The 18,514-nt window shown below is 56.4% G+C and carries 16 protein-coding genes; 6 read left to right on the plus strand and 10 right to left on the minus strand.

All coding sequences use genetic code 11. The features are described 5' to 3' along the window. Positions 1-897 carry a LysR family transcriptional regulator gene (locus WM95_RS10925; RefSeq protein ID WP_045356981.1) on the minus strand — a complete coding sequence of 299 codons (897 nt, stop codon included), beginning with the start codon at positions 895-897 and terminating at the stop codon, positions 1-3. A gap of 107 nt (positions 898-1,004) precedes the next feature. Between WM95_RS10925 and WM95_RS10930 the strand changes: the two genes are divergently transcribed. Together WM95_RS10930 and WM95_RS10935 are read left to right on the plus strand one after the other, a co-directional pair. Then, positions 1,005-1,985 carry an MBL fold metallo-hydrolase gene (locus WM95_RS10930; RefSeq protein ID WP_063409050.1) on the plus strand — a complete coding sequence of 327 codons (981 nt, stop codon included), beginning with the start codon at positions 1,005-1,007 and terminating at the stop codon, positions 1,983-1,985. A 15-nt stretch (positions 1,986-2,000) separates the two neighbouring features. Continuing rightward, a complete protein-coding gene (locus WM95_RS10935) occupies positions 2,001-2,855 on the plus strand; it encodes an alpha/beta fold hydrolase (RefSeq protein WP_045356979.1) in 855 nt (284 codons plus the stop codon). Between the two features lie 39 nt (positions 2,856-2,894). On the opposite strand, the gene WM95_RS10940 is transcribed toward WM95_RS10935, so the two are convergent. Together WM95_RS10940 and manA are read right to left on the minus strand one after the other, a co-directional pair. Further along, positions 2,895-4,409: a YdgA family protein gene (locus tag WM95_RS10940; protein WP_088544769.1), complete on the minus strand. Its 1,515-nt coding sequence runs from the start codon at positions 4,407-4,409 to the stop codon at positions 2,895-2,897. A 99-nt stretch (positions 4,410-4,508) separates the two neighbouring features. Next, positions 4,509-5,684: a mannose-6-phosphate isomerase gene (manA, locus tag WM95_RS10945; protein ID WP_088544770.1), complete on the minus strand. Its 1,176-nt coding sequence runs from the start codon at positions 5,682-5,684 to the stop codon at positions 4,509-4,511. Positions 5,685-5,883: 199 nt separating this feature from the next. Here manA and fumA point away from each other — a divergent pair, with 199 nt between their 5' ends. Together fumA and fumC are read left to right on the plus strand one after the other, a co-directional pair. Next, positions 5,884-7,530, plus strand: a complete 1,647-nt coding sequence (gene fumA, locus WM95_RS10950; RefSeq protein WP_023311463.1) for a class I fumarate hydratase FumA — start codon at positions 5,884-5,886, stop codon at positions 7,528-7,530. A 183-nt stretch (positions 7,531-7,713) separates the two neighbouring features. After that, positions 7,714-9,108 carry a class II fumarate hydratase gene (gene fumC, locus WM95_RS10955; RefSeq protein ID WP_063409052.1) on the plus strand — a complete coding sequence of 465 codons (1,395 nt, stop codon included), beginning with the start codon at positions 7,714-7,716 and terminating at the stop codon, positions 9,106-9,108. On the opposite strand, the gene tus is transcribed toward fumC, so the two are convergent. From tus to rstA, 4 genes are all read right to left on the minus strand, one after another. Beyond that, positions 9,109-10,038, minus strand: coding sequence for a DNA replication terminus site-binding protein (gene tus, locus WM95_RS10960; protein WP_063409053.1), 930 nt, complete (start codon positions 10,036-10,038; stop codon positions 9,109-9,111). A 73-nt stretch (positions 10,039-10,111) separates the two neighbouring features. Then, entirely contained in the window at positions 10,112-11,410 is a 1,299-nt protein-coding gene (rstB, locus tag WM95_RS10965; RefSeq protein ID WP_045401324.1) for a two-component system sensor histidine kinase RstB, read from the minus strand. Between the two features lie 75 nt (positions 11,411-11,485). Continuing rightward, entirely contained in the window at positions 11,486-11,746 is a 261-nt protein-coding gene (locus WM95_RS10970) for a hypothetical protein (RefSeq protein ID WP_059446678.1), read from the minus strand. Positions 11,747-11,992: 246 nt separating this feature from the next. Next, complete coding sequence (gene rstA / locus WM95_RS10975) at positions 11,993-12,709, minus strand: two-component system response regulator RstA (protein WP_021241154.1); 717 nt, start codon at positions 12,707-12,709, stop codon at positions 11,993-11,995. Between the two features lie 128 nt (positions 12,710-12,837). Here rstA and WM95_RS10980 point away from each other — a divergent pair, with 128 nt between their 5' ends. Next, positions 12,838-13,173: a GlpM family protein gene (locus WM95_RS10980; RefSeq protein WP_059446679.1), complete on the plus strand. Its 336-nt coding sequence runs from the start codon at positions 12,838-12,840 to the stop codon at positions 13,171-13,173. Here WM95_RS10980 and folM read toward each other — a convergent pair. The 3 genes from folM to ydgH form a co-directional block, all read right to left on the minus strand. Further along, positions 13,170-13,892, minus strand: a complete 723-nt coding sequence (gene folM / locus WM95_RS10985; protein ID WP_059446680.1) for a dihydromonapterin reductase — start codon at positions 13,890-13,892, stop codon at positions 13,170-13,172. The two genes, WM95_RS10980 and folM, sit on opposite strands and share 4 nt — an antisense overlap. 39 nt (positions 13,893-13,931) lie before the next feature. Next, a complete protein-coding gene (locus tag WM95_RS10990) occupies positions 13,932-15,314 on the minus strand; it encodes an amino acid permease (RefSeq protein WP_023311472.1) in 1,383 nt (460 codons plus the stop codon). 185 nt (positions 15,315-15,499) lie between these two features. Then, a complete protein-coding gene (gene ydgH, locus WM95_RS10995; RefSeq protein ID WP_045356963.1) occupies positions 15,500-16,444 on the minus strand; it encodes a DUF1471 family protein YdgH in 945 nt (314 codons plus the stop codon). 535 nt (positions 16,445-16,979) lie between these two features. On the opposite strand from ydgH, the gene pntA reads away from it, so the two are divergent. Continuing rightward, complete coding sequence (pntA, locus tag WM95_RS11000) at positions 16,980-18,509, plus strand: Re/Si-specific NAD(P)(+) transhydrogenase subunit alpha (RefSeq protein WP_023311474.1); 1,530 nt, start codon at positions 16,980-16,982, stop codon at positions 18,507-18,509. The last annotated feature ends 5 nt before the right edge of the window (positions 18,510-18,514 follow it).

The following is an 18,514-nucleotide window of genomic DNA, read 5'->3' on the forward strand; positions in this document are numbered from 1 at the left end:
TCAGGCGGGTTGCGTTAGCGGATTGAGCAACAGTTCGGCTTCCAGCGCTTCCACAAACTTTCGTACTTTAGCCGGGATCAGCCGGGAGGTCGGGTAAACCGCCCAAACGGCCAGCGATTCCGGGTGGGCATCCTCCAGGACGATCCGCACGAGTTTACCCTCTCTGAACGCCGGCTCTACGTACCAGCGGGATAAATTGGCGATCCCTAACCCTCCCAGGCAGGCTTCGAAAATGGCCTCAATAGAGTTCGCGGAGAATCGGCCCGACACCTTTTGTTTGTAGCGCTGTTCACCCTGTTCGAATGACCAGTGGACGGTATCTGACGTGGTCAGACAGCTGTGTGCCGCCAGATCGTTAAACGATTTTGGATAGCCATTCGCGGCAAGATACGCAGCGCTGGCGCAGAGATCGCGAGGGTTGTGACACAGGCGATGGGCAACCAGCCGGTTATCGCGCAGCGGCGCAATGCGTAACGCCACGTCTATGCCTTTTCCGACAATATCAACCTGTTCGTCGGTGGCGAGTAAATCGACCTGCAGGGCGGGATGTTGCTGCATGAACCGGGTCAGCATGGGAGCAACGATCTTACGACCAAACCCCGCTGAGGCGGTAATGCGCAGTCGTCCGGAAAGGTGCGTCCCCTCGGGAAACAGATCGGCCAGCGCGTTATTTTTATCTTCCAGCAACGCCTGCGCATGGGGCAAAAAAACGGCCCCATCGCTGGTGGGTGAGAGGGAACGCGTGGTGCGGTGCACCAGCCTGACCCCAAGTTCAGCCTCAAGATTATTAAGAGACCGTGATGCCGCCATGGCGCTCACAGAGAGCCGACGCGCGGCGCCCGCCAGGCTACCCGCCTTGACGGCTTCGACAAACACTTCAACGTCTTCCAGTTTCATTGTATCGATTTTCGTTATGCTGACTTATCAAATTACATATCTACATTATTTATCGTTACGCTGCCATAGTCTCTTCACAACCTGAAAAATATCAATCTGGAGTGAAGATGAAAAAGTTGAAAACGGTTCTGGCGCTCAGCGGCCTGCTCCTGGCAGGCACATCGTGGGCAGATGCCCCGGCGCAGGTGAAACAGCAGGTTCCGGGCTATTATCGTCTGGCGGTCGGGGAATATGAGGTGACGGCGCTGTTCGACGGCTATAACGATCTTTCGCCTGCCTTACTACACGGGCTCTCAGGCGAAAAGGTTCGCGAACTGCTGGCTCAACACAAAATTGATGCCGAACGCATGCCTACCGCCTTTAACGCCTTTCTGGTGAATACCGGTAAACACCTGGTCATGATTGACAGCGGGGGTGGCCACTGCATGGCGGAAACGGCCGGCCAGCTGGTCAGCAATATGAATGCATCAGGGTACCGTCCCGAGCAGGTTGATACCATTTTCCTGACCCACCTGCATCTTGACCACGTGTGCGGCCTGAGCGATGCAGAGGGTAAGGCGTTGTTCCCCAATGCCACCGTCTACGTACCGCAGGGGGAGGCCGACTACTGGCTTGATCCCGCAAAAGAAGCGAGCGCGCCGGCTAATGCGAGGGAGTATTTCGCTATCGCCAGGAATGCGCTGTCCGCGTATAAAGCCGCCGGGCACCTTAAAACCTTCGTCCCGCCAGCTTCGCCTGTCCCGGAAGTCCAGACGGCATATGCCATAGGGCATACGCCAGGCAGTACCGTTTATCGCTTCGCGTCGCAGGGGACGGCTATCAACTTCATTGGGGATTTGATTCATGCTCCTGCCGTCCAGTTCCCGCACCCTGAAGTGTCTATTCGCTTTGATGTCGATCCGAAAAAAGCCATCTCATCCAGGGCGCAGGAGTTTAACGCGCTGGCAAAAGACGGTGAGTGGATGGCCGCAGCGCATCTGCCTTTCCCCGGTATTGGGCATATCACCGCCTGGCAGCAGGGCTATAGCTGGAATCCTGTCAATTACGGTCCTTATCAACGTGCGGCCAACGTGCCTCTGCTGAAATAAAGTGAGGTGACGAGCATGAAAAGTTACACCGTAACGGCAAACGGTATTCGTCAGTTTGTGGTCGAAGAGGGTGAAGGTGCACCGGTTATTCTCCTGCATGGTTTTCCTGAAACAAACTATGCCTGGCGCTACCAGATACCCGTACTGTCCCGGCACTACCGCGTGATTGCACCGGATTTACGCGGGTATGGCGAAACGGATAAACCTGCTTCTGGCTATGATAAGCGCAACATGGCGCGGGACATCCGGGAGCTGATGCGTGTCCTGGGTTTACAGAAAGTGGTGCTGGTGGGGCACGATCGCGGGGCGCGCGTCGCGACGCGGTTTGCAAAAGATTACCCTGAGCTGGTGGATCGACTGGTGGTGATGGATAACGTGCCAACGCGTATTGTGGCGCGCGATCTGAATGCGTCGATTGCGCGTGCGTACTGGTTCTTCCTGTTTCATCTTGTGCCAGACCTGCCGGAAGCGCTGATTGCGGGTCGGGAGCATATCTGGCTGCGCCACTTTTTCTCGGACTGGACCTACAATCCGTCGACCATCAGCGGCGAGGCGTTTGATACCTATGTTAGGGCGTATCAGGCGCCGGGTGCGGTGCGTGGCGCAATGGCTGACTATCGTGCCAACGCAGAGGATGTGGCGCAGGATATGGCTGACGCTGAGGTGAAAATCACCTGCCCGGTAATGTCGCTGTGGGGTAATGATTTTCATGCGGTCGGCAAGCTTTTCGATATGGAAAGCGTCTGGGCCGAAATGGCGGATAACCTGCGGGCGCAGGGGATTGATGAGTGCGGCCATCTGCCGCAGGAGGAGCAGCCAGAGAAAGTGAACGCGCTTCTGCTGGATTTCCTGGCGGGATGGAAAAGTTAGCGGGCAATAAAAAACCCCTCATGCGAGGGGTTTTGCTGTTTACTGCTGCGGCGCTGCCGGTTCAGCCGGTTCCGGCATCCCCAGCGTCGGCATACCAAACATGCCGACGAACTCTTCCAGCGGCATCTTGTCGCCGTTGAGCGTTACCTGGCCGTTGGCGTACTGCAGGCTGGTGGAGATCGTGTTGTTTTCCACTTTGGTGATGCGGAACATCTGGCCCATGGCCGCCAGACCTTTCACCTGCTGGTTCGCCAGCTTGCCGGCGTCTTCATCGCCGTAGCCTTCCAGCTTCGCAATCTGGGTCATAAACTCGGTCGCCATATCCATCGGGATGGTCAGCTTGCTGTCGAGCGACTTCACGCTGCGATCCACTTCCTGCGCCAGCGTCTGCGGTGCACCCGTTGCGGTTGCCGGATCTTTCAGGAACAGCGACAGGTTAAAGCTGGTTTCGCCTTTGCTGTTTTTCCAGCTCAGCGGCGCAACGGTGATCACCGGCTCGCCTTTCAGCAGGACAGGCAGGTTGTTGAACAGTACCGCCATCGCCTGCTGCTGATACACCTCAGGGTTCTGCTGGAGTGCGGCATCGGTCAGCAGCGCCTGGCTCTCTTTGCTGTATTTCTGGCTAAACTCGTGCCACGCCTGACCGTCGATATTGCCGATCTTCAGCGACAGCTTGCCGGTGCCCAGATCCTGATTCTGCACCTTCAGGCTCTTCAGCGTGTAATCCAGCTGCGTGTTGATGCTTTTACCGTCTTTGGAAACGTCGGATTTGCCGTTGACGTCCATGCCTTCCAGCACGGCCATCTCTTTTCCTTCAACCGCAATGGCTACCTTGTCGAGAGAGAGTTTCTGATCGCCGATACGCTCCTGGAAATCGGTCATTCGGCTGTTGCCGTCGGCTTTCAGGTTGTTGAAGGTGAGCTGAACCTTTTGGTTATATTCGTTCACGGCATTGACCAGGCCGCTTTCCGCTTCACCCGTCAGGGAGAACACATTTCCGTCGCGGTCGGCATCGAGTTTGAAGTGGCCGCCGCTAAAGGCGACTTTCTCATTCTCTTTCTCGTAGTTCAGCGCTTTCAGGGCAATATTGGAACTCGTGTCACCGGCATAGCTAATTCGGGTATTAATGTCGAAAGGCGATTCATTCTTCGCCAGGTCAAACAGCGGTTTGGTGACGTCGTTATTCACCAGCACGGTATGAACGGACGCCATCGACGGGATCAGGTTAAAGGACTTCAGCTGCGCCAGCGGCAGCGGACCGTGGCTCACCACCTCATCCAGCACCACGCTCTGGCCCGGTTTCAGCCAGCCGTTTTCAGCACCGGCAACCGGCTTCACCACCAGCTGCATACGGCTGGTAAACACGCCGCGATGATAATTCTGGTAGCTCAGCTCAAGGCCCGCCTCCGGCGCGCTGCGCTTAATCTCTCCGTTAGCTTGCGCCACCATCTCAGCCAGACGGCCTTCCAGCTGTTTCCCGGTAAACCAGGAGGCACCCGTCCAGACCACGCCTAACGCTACAATCACTCCAACCGCTACGACCGATTTTTTCATTGCGACTATCCCTAAAATGAAACCAGGCGGTAAAAACCGCCTGGAGATATTAAGCCTGCAACTAGCTTAGCAAGAGTTGTTAAAAAATTCAGTAAGTGCTTAAAGCTTATTGAAAACGCGCGCCAGACGACCGGTGCCGCTTACGCTGACCGGAGACTCATTGGCTGGAACAAATGCTGACTCACCGGGCTTAAGCACCAGACGCTGTTCGCCTTTGCGCAGCGTTGCTTCGCCCTCGGCGCAGAACAGAATCGCCGCGCTTTCCTGCGCGATGGCGGTTTCGGCCTGGCTCAGGTCGTGCAGGGAGAAAGCAAAATCTTCAACCGGAATCGGGAAGTCCAGCTCTGCGCCGTTTTTCACCGGCTGAGTCAGCAGCTCCGCGGCAGGTTTCGCCACAAACTTCACGTTGGCAACCAGCTCAGGAATATCGATGTATTTCGGCGTCAGGCCCGCGCGCAGCACATTATCGGAGTTGGCCATTACCTCCAGCGCCACGCCCTGTAGGTAGGCGTGCGGGGTTTCGGCAAACAGGAACATCGCTTCGCCCGGGTTCAGCTTCACCACGTTCAGCAGCAGAGGGGAGAACAGGCCGCTGTCGTCCGGGTAGAATTCGGAGATCAGACGGATAGTCTCCCACGGTTCACCCTGCTGGCTGCCCAGAGCCGCTTTCAGTACCGCCAGCGCGTGGGATTTCTCTTCACCCTGCATATTCAGCAGGCTGGCAAACAGCTGGCTCAGCGCGTCCGCGTTCGGGTTTTCAAGGAAGTGGGCGATAGCCTTGTGGGCACCCGCGACCGGTTGCAGCAGGGAAACGATCTCTGAAAACTCGCGGAACGCGTTCATCGCCAGGAACGGCGTCAGCGCGAACACCAGCTCCGGCTTGTGGTTAGGATCTTTGTAGTTACGCTCGGCGGCGTCCAACGGAATACCCGCCGCGTTCTCTTTCGCAAAACCGATTTCAGAGGCTTTCTTGTTTGGGTGAACCTGGATGGAGAGCGGCTGGTCGGCGCACAGCACCTTGAACAGGAACGGCAGTTCGCCGAAGCGATGAGCCACCTTGTCGCCCAGCAGCGCGGCTTTATCGGCATCAATCACGTCACGCAGGCTGCGTACCTGGCCGCTGGCGTCTTCAATTTTTGAGCTGCTCTTCGGGTGTGCCCCCATCCACAGTTCTGCCATCGGCAGGTTGTTCGGGTTCGCGATACCGTAGAGATCCGTTAACGCAGTTTTACTTCCCCAGGCGTAGTTTTGCACTGAGTTAATGAGTTTTTGCATTATCAAGCCCTGATTCAATTGTGGAATTAACTCCGGGTATTAAAGCAATAAACCTCATGGAAGTAACCTGTGGATGTAAAAAGTCGTACTAGTCTCAGTTTTTGTTAAAAAATTGTGTAGGATAAGCTGACTCGCTTTTAAGCCGGGCAGCGGAACATCTGCCCTGAATAAACAGACCGAAGCAGTAAGTGAGAGACCAATGTCGAATAAACCCTTCCATTATCAGGATCCTTTCCCCCTCAGTAAGGATCGGACCGAGTATTACCTGTTAACCCGCGATCACGTCTCCGTCTCTGAGTTTGAAGGACAAGAGATCCTTAAGGTGGATCCGCAGGCGCTGACGCTGCTGGCGCAGCACGCTTTCCACGACGCCTCGTTTATGCTGCGTCCTGCGCACCAGCAGCAGGTTGCCGATATCCTGAGCGACCCGCAGGCCAGCGAAAACGATAAATACGTTGCCCTGCAGTTCCTGCGTAACTCAGACATCGCCGCGAAAGGTATTCTGCCTACCTGTCAGGACACCGGCACGGCGATCATCGTCGGTAAAAAAGGCCAGCGCGTCTGGACCGGCGGCGGTGACGAAGCGGCCCTGGCGCACGGCGTCTACAACACGTACACCGAAGATAACCTGCGCTATTCGCAAAACGCGGCGCTGGATATGTATAAAGAGGTCAACACCGGCACCAACCTGCCAGCACAGATCGATCTCTACAGCGTCGACGGTGACGAGTACAAATTCCTCTGCATCGCCAAAGGCGGCGGTTCAGCCAACAAAACCTATCTCTACCAGGAAACCAAGGCGCTGCTCACCCCGGGCAAGCTGAAGAACTACCTGGTTGAAAAGATGCGCACCCTCGGCACCGCGGCGTGCCCGCCGTACCATATCGCGTTTGTGATTGGCGGTACGTCGGCGGAAAGCACGCTGAAAACCGTCAAGCTGGCCTCAACCAAATACTACGACGGCCTGCCTACCGAAGGTAACGAGCACGGCCAGGCGTTCCGCGACGTGCAGCTTGAGCAGGAACTGCTGGAAGAGGCGCGCAATCTGGGCCTCGGCGCGCAGTTTGGCGGCAAATACTTTGCCCACGACGTGCGCGTGATCCGTCTGCCGCGTCACGGCGCCTCCTGTCCGGTCGGGATGGGCGTGTCCTGCTCTGCGGATCGCAACATCAAGGCGAAGATTAACCGCGAAGGCGTGTGGATCGAAAAACTGGAAAACAACCCGGGCAAATACATTCCGGAAGAGCTGCGCAAAGCGGGTGAGGGTGAAGCGGTTCGCGTTGACCTGAACCGTCCGATGAAAGAGATTCTGGCGCAGCTTTCGCAGTATCCGGTCTCGACCCGTCTCTCCCTGAACGGAACGATCATCGTGGGCCGCGACATCGCGCACGCGAAGCTGAAAGAGCGTCTGGACAACGGCGAAGGGCTGCCGCAGTACATTAAAGATCACCCGATCTACTACGCCGGCCCGGCGAAAACGCCTGAAGGCTACGCGTCCGGCTCGTTAGGCCCAACCACCGCAGGGCGCATGGACTCGTACGTTGACCAGCTGCAGGCCAACGGCGGCAGCATGATCATGCTCGCGAAAGGCAACCGCAGCCAGCAGGTGACGGACGCCTGCCACAAGCACGGCGGCTTCTACCTCGGCAGCATCGGCGGCCCGGCTGCGGTTCTGGCGCAGGGCAGCATTAAGAGCCTGGAGTGCGTGGAGTACCCGGAACTGGGTATGGAAGCGATCTGGAAAATTGAAGTGGAAGACTTCCCGGCGTTTATCCTGGTGGATGACAAAGGCAACGACTTCTTCAAGCAGATCCAGTCGTCCCAGTGTTCGGCGTGCGTGAAGTAATTCTGTAAATTGTCGGGTGGCGGCTGCGCCTTACCCGGCCTACGAGTCTGGTAGGTCGGGTAAGCGTCAGCGCCACCCGACATCAAAAAGAGCGCACAAAGCGCCATATCGTTTCTCAGAAGTCATCAATACTTATCCCTTAAGCATGTGAGCAATCCCTCTTTTGTTATCAAGGAGAAAGTAATGACCACGGTACGCCATGAGAAAGATTCGATGGGCGCCATCGACGTCCCGGCCGATAAGCTATGGGGCGCGCAAACCCAGCGTTCGCTGGAGCACTTCCGTATTTCGACCGAAAAAATGCCCGTCTCGCTGATTCAGGCGCTGGCGCTCACCAAACGCGCCGCCGCTAAAGTGAACCAGGATTTAGGCCTGCTGACGGCAGACAAAGCGACCGCCATCATCAACGCCGCCGACGAAGTGCTGGCGGGTAAGCATCCCGACGAATTCCCCCTCGCCATCTGGCAGACCGGTTCCGGCACCCAGAGCAACATGAACATGAACGAAGTGCTGGCGAACCGGGCCAGCGAACTGCTGGGCGGCGTGCGCGGCATGGAGCGTAAGGTCCATCCGAACGATGACGTCAACAAAAGCCAGAGTTCTAACGACGTCTTTCCGACGGCGATGCACGTGGCGGCGGTCATCGCTATACGCGAGCAGCTTATCCCGCAGCTCAACGTCCTGAAAGCCACGCTCAACGAGAAAGCGCAGGCCTTCCGCGACATCGTCAAAATTGGCCGTACGCACCTGCAGGACGCCACGCCGCTGACGCTCGGCCAGGAGATTTCCGGCTGGGTGGCGATGCTGGAACATAACCTGAAGCATATTGATTACAGCCTGCCGCACCTGGCGGAGCTGGCGCTCGGCGGAACGGCGGTCGGGACCGGGTTAAACACCCATCCAGAATACGCGGTGCGCGTGGCGGAGGAGCTGGCAAACATCACCGGGCAGCCGTTCGTCACGTCGCCCAATAAGTTCGAAGCGCTGGCGACCTGCGATGCGCTGGTCCACACCCACGGCGCGCTGAAAGGGCTGGCGGCCTCGCTGATGAAAATCGCCAACGACGTGCGCTGGCTGGCCTCGGGTCCGCGCTGCGGCATCGGTGAAATCAGTATTCCGGAAAACGAGCCGGGCAGCTCCATCATGCCGGGTAAAGTGAACCCGACCCAGTGCGAAGCCATGACCATGCTCTGCTGTCAGGTGTTGGGCAACGACGTGGCCGTCAACCTGGGCGGTGCGTCCGGCAACTTCGAGCTGAACGTCTATCGTCCGATGGTGATCCATAACGTTCTGCAATCAATTCGTCTGCTGGCGGACGGGATGGAGAGCTTTAACGAGCACTGTGCGGTAGGGATTGAGCCGAATCGCGAGCGTATCAGCCAGTTGCTCAATGAATCCCTGATGCTGGTGACGGCGCTGAATACCCATATCGGCTACGACAAGGCCGCCGAGATCGCTAAAAAAGCGCACAAAGAGGGGCTGACGCTGAAAGCCTCCGCCCTGGCGCTGGGCTATCTCACGGAGGAGGATTTCGATACCTGGGTGCGCCCTGAGGCGATGGTCGGCAGCCTGAAATAGTCATCCCGCCACGTACAGGTGCAGCCGCGGAATAATCAGCTGCAGCGGCTGCGCCTGAGGTCGGTAACGGTGCTGGACATTTTCAGCATCGTAATTCAGCAACTCACCAATATCCGGCACGATAGCTCCCCGCTCGGCATCATAGAGCGCAATCAGCGGCGTAGGGCAGGCATGCTGAACCTGTTTTTGCTGGCCGGAATACCAGACGCGGGCGATAGGCTGCACCTTCACCGGGCGCTTTATCTTGAGGCGCGCGTCCGCCGGAAGCGAGGCGATGCTGTGGTACTCCTGCTCCAGGCGCTCAACCCACTGCTCGCGCGACCACGGCGCGACGGTGCGCGGCGTCTTCAGGCTTTTTTCCAGCTGCGCCAGAATTTCATCCCGGGTGAAGTTTTTAATGATGTGCTTATTCGCCCAGCCGAAGCGCAGCGTGGCGGGGTGACGCAGTACCGTCAGCGTGCGATAGGCGTTCAGGGTAATTAGCCCCGGAAGCTGACGGTGCACCCATTCAAACCGGGCGGCAGGGGCGAGGCCGGACTCTTCGGTAACGATCTTTTCAAAGGCCGCTTTCAGGGTGTTGATATGGGTAATCTGGCTTTCCAGCGCGTCGCGCGTTGTCGCATCGGTTTGCAGGCAGATCACGCCAGGCAGACGCACGGCGGCCTTACTGCTGCGGTTTTCTGACTGCTGCTGGATAAACAGGCGGCGATAGTGCTTCAGCGCCAGCTCAAGGGCGGCGCTGCCGATGTGCTGTTCAACCGCGATGGTGTCCAGCGGGTCGTGCTCGGCCCCTTTAGCCACCTCGGGCAGGGTAAAGACGCGCGCGGCCAGCAGGCGGCAGCTCTGCAAACGTTCGGTCAGGGTCAGGAGCTCGTGTTCTATTTCCCGAAACGTGCTGTTCAGCCGTTCGAGGAGATCGTAGGTCGCCATAAGCACTCTCGTTAGTTACAACATACTTATCATATAGCACAGCACGCCGGGTCAGGCCAGCGTGCGGTTAAGGTCAGGCAGGGACGGGAAGGGCGATGTTATGATACACCGGCCAGCTAAAGCAGAAGCGCGCGCCGCCGAGCTCGCTCTCTTCGCAATGCACCGTGCCGCCCATCGCCTGCGCGATAGAGTAAACAATCGCCAGCCCCAGGCCGCATCCGCCAGTGGCGCGATCGCGGCTGGGGTCGAGGCGGACAAACGGTTCAAACACGGTTTCTCGCGCTTCCGGGGCAATCCCCGGACCGTCATCCTCCACCGTCAGGCTGGCCTGATTGCCCTGCAAATCCAGTCCGATCTGTAGCGTACTTTCGCTGTAGCGCATGGCGTTGTTCATCAGATTGTCCAGCACGCGCTCCATCAGGCGCATATCGAGCGCGCCGTAATCACCCGGCGTGACGCGCGTTAACAGCGTGCGCTGCGGGTTCACGCTCTGAACGTCATCGATGTGGGTTTGCAGCCATGCGGGCAGGTCCGGCGTGCTGAGGTTCAGTTCGTTTTGCGGGCGATCGAGGCGCGCGTAGGTCAGCAGCTCCTCAATCAGCGCCTCAAGCTGGCCGATGTCGCGGTTAAGCGCCTGAGACTCCGCGTCAGTCAGATTCTCGCTCATCTCCAGACGATAGCGCAGGCGAACCAGCGGCGTGCGCAGCTCGTGCGCAATGCCGTCGATCAGCTGTTTCTTGCTGGCGATAAGGGCATTGATATTATCGGCCATCTGATTAAAGGCCACGCCCAGGCGTTCAAAGCTGGAACCGCTGTCGAAGTGAATACGCTCGGTAAAGTGCCCCTCGCCAAAACGCTGCGCGGCGGATTCCAGCTTCAGCATGTCCTGCCAGTGCGGGCGCATCCAGATAAAGACCGGAAACGCGAGCGAAATGGCGATAAAGGCCATCAGCGCCATGTCCAGCAGACGCATCTGGTGGAGATAGTAGAGATAGGGCACCGGCCCGACGGCCAGCACGTAATGGCTGCGCGGTATGCGCTGGATAAAGGTATATTTCTCATCCAGCGCGACGATGTCCCCGTCGCGCAGACGCTGCATGGCGGGCGGATCCAGATCGAAATCTTTCAACGGCTCGATGCGTAAATCGAACGACAGATTCAGGTCCAGCTCTTTGAGGGTTTTCGCCCAGTCGTGCGGCGGGATCTCTCTGAGCTCGCTGCGCATCAGGTAGAGCGAGCTTTTCATCAGATCGTCCAGCGACTGCCTGCCCGCACGTTCGGCGGTGAATTTATAGACCAGCCCGACCAGCATGGTCATGACCAGGAAGCAGACAAACAGTAAAAGATAAAACTGCACAAACAGCTTTTTCATTGGGTCTCACCGAAAAAACGCTATGTGCAGAATATACATGAAAACCCTTCGCGTTTTTCACGTCTGTCGCGCGTGTTACATGGCTTTCGCGCTGTTTTTTACCTTGGCGATGAGTTTTTCCGTCACGGCCAGGCCTTCTGCAATGTGCGTATCAATCACATCGGTACCGAATTCGTTAATTAAATCCAGGAGTATTTCGAAAGACTGGATAAGTTCCAACAGGTCAAAAAGCGCTTTTTGATCGGAGCGCGAGAGAGAGGCGCGCCTTAGGGCTGCCTGATTAACAATCCACTCGAGATTGGTTTTGATGGCTTCTACCTGATTGTAGCTATACATATGCCATAGGCTTAAATCCTCATTTCAAGATTGTATGGGAGAGATATCGTAACGCTTCGCGGTGAAAGCGAGTCTACATGCAGTCGGGGCGAGCTGAAGAAAGGAGAGTGGGAGACTTAATTATGGAATAGTTCGCGTGCTTAGCAAGTCAATTGTTGCGCAAACGGATAAATAAACGCGCGAAAGAGAGGGCATCGGTGTTTAATCCCTTCATTTCGCGCAGGTTATGCTAACCGGATAACGGAGTCAGGTTTCCCAGGCGTGCGGGGCAAACAGATAACCCTTGTTACGCACGGTTTTAATGCGGTAGGGCTCGGTAGCGTTATCCTGCAGCTTTTTGCGCAGACGCGAAATCGCCACGTCAACGCTGCGGTCCATTCCGTCATAGCTCACGCCACGCAGGTTTTTCAGCAGCGCGTCGCGGTCCATGATTTGCCCGGCGTGCGTTGCCAGCTCCCACAGCAGGTCAAAGTCTGCGGTGGAGAGGGCGATAAGCTCGCCGGAGAGCAGCACCTGGCGGTTAATAGGGTCGATAGACAGCGTACCGAAGCGCATCGCTTTGTGCGGCGTCAGAGACGGCGCGGGCGCTTCGCGTTCGATGCTGGCGTGCTGGCGCAAATGCAGGCGCAGGCGGGCAAGCAGGACGGCAGGCGGTGTGGTTTTCAGAATGTAGTCATTTGCGCCCATCTCCAGCGACAAAATGTGGTTCATATCGCTGTCCAGTGAGGTGAGCAGGACGATAGGGCCCTCCCACCGGGCGCGCAGGTCACGGCAGAGCGTCATGCCGTCTTTGCCTGGCAGCATGATATCCAGCAGCACCAGATCCGGGTTTTCACGGACGACCACCTCTTCGGCACGATCGCCGCGAGGTTCAACAATGACGTCCATATCATGTTTACCCAGATAGGCGGCGATCAGTTGCCCGACCTCGGGTTCGTCTTCAACATAAACAATCTTATTCATACAGCGTCTGTTTTCGTGAAAAAAGCCAACATACACCGCGGAACCTTAACCTTCCATTAATCTTTCAAAATTAACGCCGGTTCCGTTATTCTGGCTCTTAATGTTATTTGATTGTTATAGGAAAAAGTATGGGGCTGGCGATCAAAGCCGCGCTGGGCGCGCTGGTGGTGTTAATGATTGGCATTCTGGCAAAAACGAAAAACTACTACATTGCCGGGCTAATCCCGCTGTTCCCGACCTTTGCGCTGATTGCCCACTATATCGTGGCTTCTGAGCGGGGCACGGAAGCGTTACGCACAACCATCGTGTTTGGCATGTGGTCTATCATTCCGTATTTTCTCTACCTGCTTTCGCTGTGGTATTTCACCGGTTTTCTGCGTCTTCCCCTGGCGCTGAGCGGGGCGGTGGTCTGCTGGGGACTCAGCGCCTGGGTGTTAATTTTCTTCTGGAGCCGCTTTCACTAGCGCAGCGGTCGGCCGCCGTCCACGGCAAAGGTTCTGCCGGTGACGTAGCAGCTGGTGAGCAGATAATCCACAAGATCGATGACCTCTTTCTCGCCCGGGGCGATTTTCATGAGCGACTTATTCAGCGCCTGCTGACGATACTCTGCATCATCGTTTTCGTTAAACAAAATCATCGCCGGGGCGATGGCGTTCACCTTCACCTCGGGCGCGAGCTTGCGGGCAAACGAGCGTGTCATATTATCCAGCGCGGCTTTGCTGGCCGCGTAGGCGATGTGCTTGTCGCTGCCTCGCTCAACCACATAATCGGTAAAGTGAATAATGTCGCCCGCCGCGTGCCCATGACCGCGGAGCAGATCCTGCAGAGCGTGGTTAAGCAGATAAGGGGCATTGACGTGGATCTGCAGCATGGCGGAGAGCGTTTCGCTGAGTGACGTACCGGGTTTTTCGGCTCGCCATGCGCTGGCGTTATGGATCACGGCGCGCAGTCCCGTCGTGGCGGCTTTTACCTTTTCCGCGAAAGACAGAATGCCTTCATCGGTCGAAAAATCAGCCTGAATGCAGACCGCCCCGGCTTTGCGTAACCCTTCAATCGACGGGTATTCCGTACGGTAGCTGACAATGACCGGATGGCGAAGGTTGAGAAAGTGATGGGCGAGGGCGAGGCCGATACGGCGGCCTCCACCGGTAATCAGTATTGGGCGAAGCGGTGCATTTCCCATCGTATTCTCCTTTACAGTTCAACAATGGGAAAGGCGATGCTAACCCATTAACATCCAGGTTGCCGGCAGGGCAGCAACCAGTAACAGTCCAATTAATGCCATTTCACGGCGTTTCAGCGCGTTCTCCAGCTGATGCGTACGGCGGGCGTAGATAAACACCAGCAGACCCGGTGCGTACAGCACCACCGACAGCAGCAGATGCATAGGCCCGGAAGCATACAACAACCACAGGCCGTAAATACAGGCTCCGACACCCACGACATAATGCGCCGGGCGTGTGGCAATTTTTAACAGATACGCACCCACTAAGAAATAGGGTACCAGAATCATCTCCGAGGCGATGGTCAGCAGGGTGTTATAGTCAGAACCTGTGAGCCAGATCAGCACCAGACAGACCTGAACGCTGATGTTGGTCAGCCAGAGCGATGCCGACGGCGCGCTGTTTTGGTTTTGACGGGCGAACAGGCGTGGAAACGCCTTGTGCGTCGCGGCCAGGAACGGCACTTCAGCCGCCATGATGGTCCAGCTCAGGTAAGCGCCGCAGACGGAGACGATCAGCCCTGCGGCAATCACCACGTCGCCCCAGGGACCGAGCATTTTCACCATCAGGCCTGCCATTGACGGGTTACGCATTTCAGCCAGTTCAGGACGCGCCACCACGCCCAGCGACAGCAGCGTCACCAGCAAATAGACCCCCAGCGCGGCCAGTACGGCCAGCAGCGTGGCGCGGCCCACATCGCGTTTATTCCTGGCCCGGGCAGAAACCACGACCGCGCCTTCTACGCCGATGAACACCCACAGGGTAATCAGCATCGTGTTTTTCACCTGCTCCCAGACGGGAACGCCCAGCGCAACGCCGCTGAAATCAAGCTTGAAAACGTCCAGACGGAACGCAATAAAGGCCAGAACGATAAACAGGCCGAGCGGAACCAGTTTCGCCAGCGTCGCCACAAGGTTGATGCTGGCGGCCGTTTGTACGCCACGCAACACCAGCCAGTGGACGAACCACAGCAACACCGAGGCGCCCACAATAGACTGCCAGGTATTCCCGTCGCCAAAGAGGCGCAGCTCAGGCGTATCGGTAAAGAAACTGAGCGCCGAGAAGACGATTACAAGATAAGAGACGTTGGCGATAACGGCACACAGCCAGTATCCCCATGCGGAACAGAAGCCAATCAGCTCGCCGAAACCTTCACGCGCATAGGTGAAAATGCCGCCGTCAAGATCCGGGCGAATGCGGGTGAGCAGCAGCATCGCGAAGGCCAGCAGCAGTATGCCGACACCCGTAATGCCCCAGCCAATGATGAGCGCGGAAGGGCTGGCGACGGCGGCCATATTTTGCGGCAAACTGAATACGCCTGCACCCAGCATTGAGCTTAAAACGAGTGCAGTCAGAGCACTCAGGCCAAGTTTCTTTTCCATTGGCTTCCTGTTATGAAAGGTCAAAATCCAGAATAATTATTTCGCTCAGGCGCATAAAAATGGTGGATCACACTAAGGCGCGGGATTTTACGGAGTGTAACGAATGCATGCAATGACGTGAGGCAGAAATTCAAAAAAAGTAACAAAAAAAGGCGGCATTGCGCCGCCTTTCGTAAACGATGTTGTTACTTGTACAGATCGGCGCTGATGGTCACGTTGTTACCACGTTCCTGCCACTGACGGGTGATGTGGTAGTACTTCGCCCCTTTCTTCGCCGCACGCTTCGCGACCTGGTAAGAGACTTCCGTCATGTTGCCGTAGTTGCCGGTAAACTTGATGCTGTCGAACGGCACCATCTGCGCTGCAGTGGCGTTGTTCAACTCTTCAATTTTGGTACCGTCCGGCAGCGTAACGGAATAACGGCCACCTTTCGTGGACTGAGTTTCGAAGAAACGGCCCACTTCAGCGCTTGGAGCAGCCGTCGTTGCTACGCCTGGAATTTCAACTTTCTTCGCTTCTTCGCCGCCTTTAGCTAGCGCCGCGCGACCTGCTTCTGAATTCGCCGGGATGGCATCCGGGCTCTGCAGAACACGTTTTTTCGCATCTTTTTTATAGATGAACGCGGTAATACGCTGGTTGCCACCCTGGTTAGCATCGACCTGACGCACGATGAAGAAAGAGTAGGCCCCTTTCTCTTTCGCGGCTTTGGTAATGGCATCGTTCACTTCAGGCTGGCTGCGATAGAAGCCCTGAACGGTGACGGTGTCGTAAGGTTCCAGCTCAATCGCCTGATCTTTCGGCAGTTCAACAACACCGTTGATCACGCGGTTTTTTGGTGCGTCAGCTTTCGGCGCATTGTCTTTGAACAGCGCAATGGTCACGCGCTGGTTACCGCTGTTGCCGTAATCGGACTGGTCAACCACATAAAACGAGGCCGCTCCGTTTTTATCTGCGGCTTTTGATGCAGCGGCGACGGCGTCGCCAATAGAATTATAACGACCCACAATGACCGTATGGTCAAAAGGTTTTAACGCTGCCGCTTGCTCCGGCGTTAACTCTGTTGCGGCATTCGCAGACAGGGCGGTCGCGGAAAGAAGTGCGGACGCCAGGAGTGTGTTCTTAAGCTTCATAAAAATGATCCTTCGCCTTGCGCAAACCATGTACTGGTATTGTTGTTAATTTGAGACGGTCCCGATTATTGCATTTAAAACCCGTCGCTGTCTGCGCCATTTTTCACTGCCTGTGCTTACTGAATCACCGAATTCGATAACATTTAGTGATATGTTGAAAAAACACGCGTTTGACAAGTAAAACTGATAAAGCATATGACTTTTACAAGTTAATTTAATGTTAACAAGTTGTTCTCTTATGGCGCTATATCATGTTTTTACCGCTTCGCTTGCGCGTTTTATCGGTTCTGGCAGTGAATTTAAGGTAAATATCACTGTCAGTGACGCCGATCGCTTATTTTTCACAGATAAAGTAAGAAATAGTGTTTTCTGGCGGTAGATCACGGGCGCTATTTTCAGTAGGTTATAGACAGTTTGTTACTGTTTTATTTTCCGGGGTTAATCATCTCTCGTCGCTTGCGCGATGGCGAAAATTGATACAAACCGCGGGCATTTATCGATAAACCATCATCAAAAACCGATGGAAGGGAAAACTATGCGTATTGGGGTACCAAAAGAACGGTTAGCCAATGAAACCCGCGTAGCGGCAACACCGAAAACGGTGGAGCAACTGCTTAAACTGGGTTTTACGGTCGCGGTTGAAAGCGGCGCGGGCAAACTGGCGAGTTTCGATGACGAGGCCTTTATCCAGGCCGGCGCGGAAGTGGTGGACGGTGCTGACGTCTGGCAGTCGCCGGTGATTCTGAAGGTCAACGCACCGGAAGAGAGTGAGATTGCGCTGCTCAATCCGGGAACGACCCTGGTGAGCTTCATCTGGCCTGCGCAAAACCCGGAGCTGATGGAGAAGCTGGCGGCCCGCGGCGTGACCGTGATGGCGATGGACTCCGTGCCGCGCATTTCGCGCGCGCAGTCGCTGGATGCCTTAAGCTCCATGGCAAACATTGCCGGCTACCGCGCTATTGTTGAAGCGGCCCACGAGTTTGGTCGCTTCTTTACCGGTCAAATCACCGCCGCGGGTAAAGTCCCTCCGGCGAAAGTGATGGTGATTGGCGCAGGCGTGGCGGGCCTTGCCGCAATCGGTGCGGCAAACAGCCTGGGCGCTATCGTACGCGCCTTTGACACCCGTCCTGAAGTAAAGGAACAGGTCCAGAGTATGGGCGCCGAATTCCTTGAGCTGGATTTCAAGGAAGAAGCAGGCAGCGGCGACGGTTACGCGAAGGTGATGTCCGAAGCCTTTATCAAAGCCGAAATGGAACTCTTCGCCGCCCAGGCGAAAGATGTCGACATTATTGTCACCACCGCGCTTATCCCGGGTAAACCGGCGCCGAAGCTGATTACCCGTGAGATGGTTGACTCCATGAAGCCGGGCAGCGTGATTGTCGACCTGGCCGCCCAAAACGGCGGTAACTGTGAATATACCGTTCCAAATCAGGTAACCACGACCGCTAACGGCGTAAAAGTGATCGGCTATACCGATCTGCCGGGCCGCCTGCCTACGCAGTCTTCTCAGCTCTATGGCACCAACCTCGTCAACCTGCTGAAGCTGCTTTGCAAAGAGAAAGACGGCAACGTCACCGTTGATTTCGACGATGTTGTTGTGCGCGGCGTCACGGTGGTTCGTGAAGGTGAAATTACCTGGCCTGCGCCGCCTATTCAGGTTTCTGCTCAGCCTCAGGCGGCAACGAAAGCGGCACCTGAGCCAAAAGAACCCGCCAAACCGGCTTCTCCGTGGCGCAAATACGCGATCATGGCGCTGGTGATTATTCTGTTCGGCTGGCTGGCTGACGTCGCACCAAAAGAGTTCCTCGGCCACTTTACCGTCTTCGCGCTCTCCTGCGTCGTGGGCTACTACGTGGTGTGGAACGTCTCCCATGCGCTGCATACGCCGCTGATGTCGGTAACCAACGCCATCTCGGGGATCATCGTGGTGGGGGCGTTACTGCAGATTGGTCACGGCGGCTGGATCAGCTTCCTGAGCTTTATCGCGGTGCTGATCGCCAGTATCAATATTTTCGGTGGTTTCACCGTGACTCAGCGCATGCTGAAAATGTTTCGTAAAGGCTAAGGGGT

Source organism: Enterobacter cloacae complex sp. ECNIH7, from assembly GCF_002208095.1.
GTDB classification, from domain to species: Bacteria; Pseudomonadota; Gammaproteobacteria; order Enterobacterales; family Enterobacteriaceae; genus Enterobacter; species Enterobacter cloacae_M.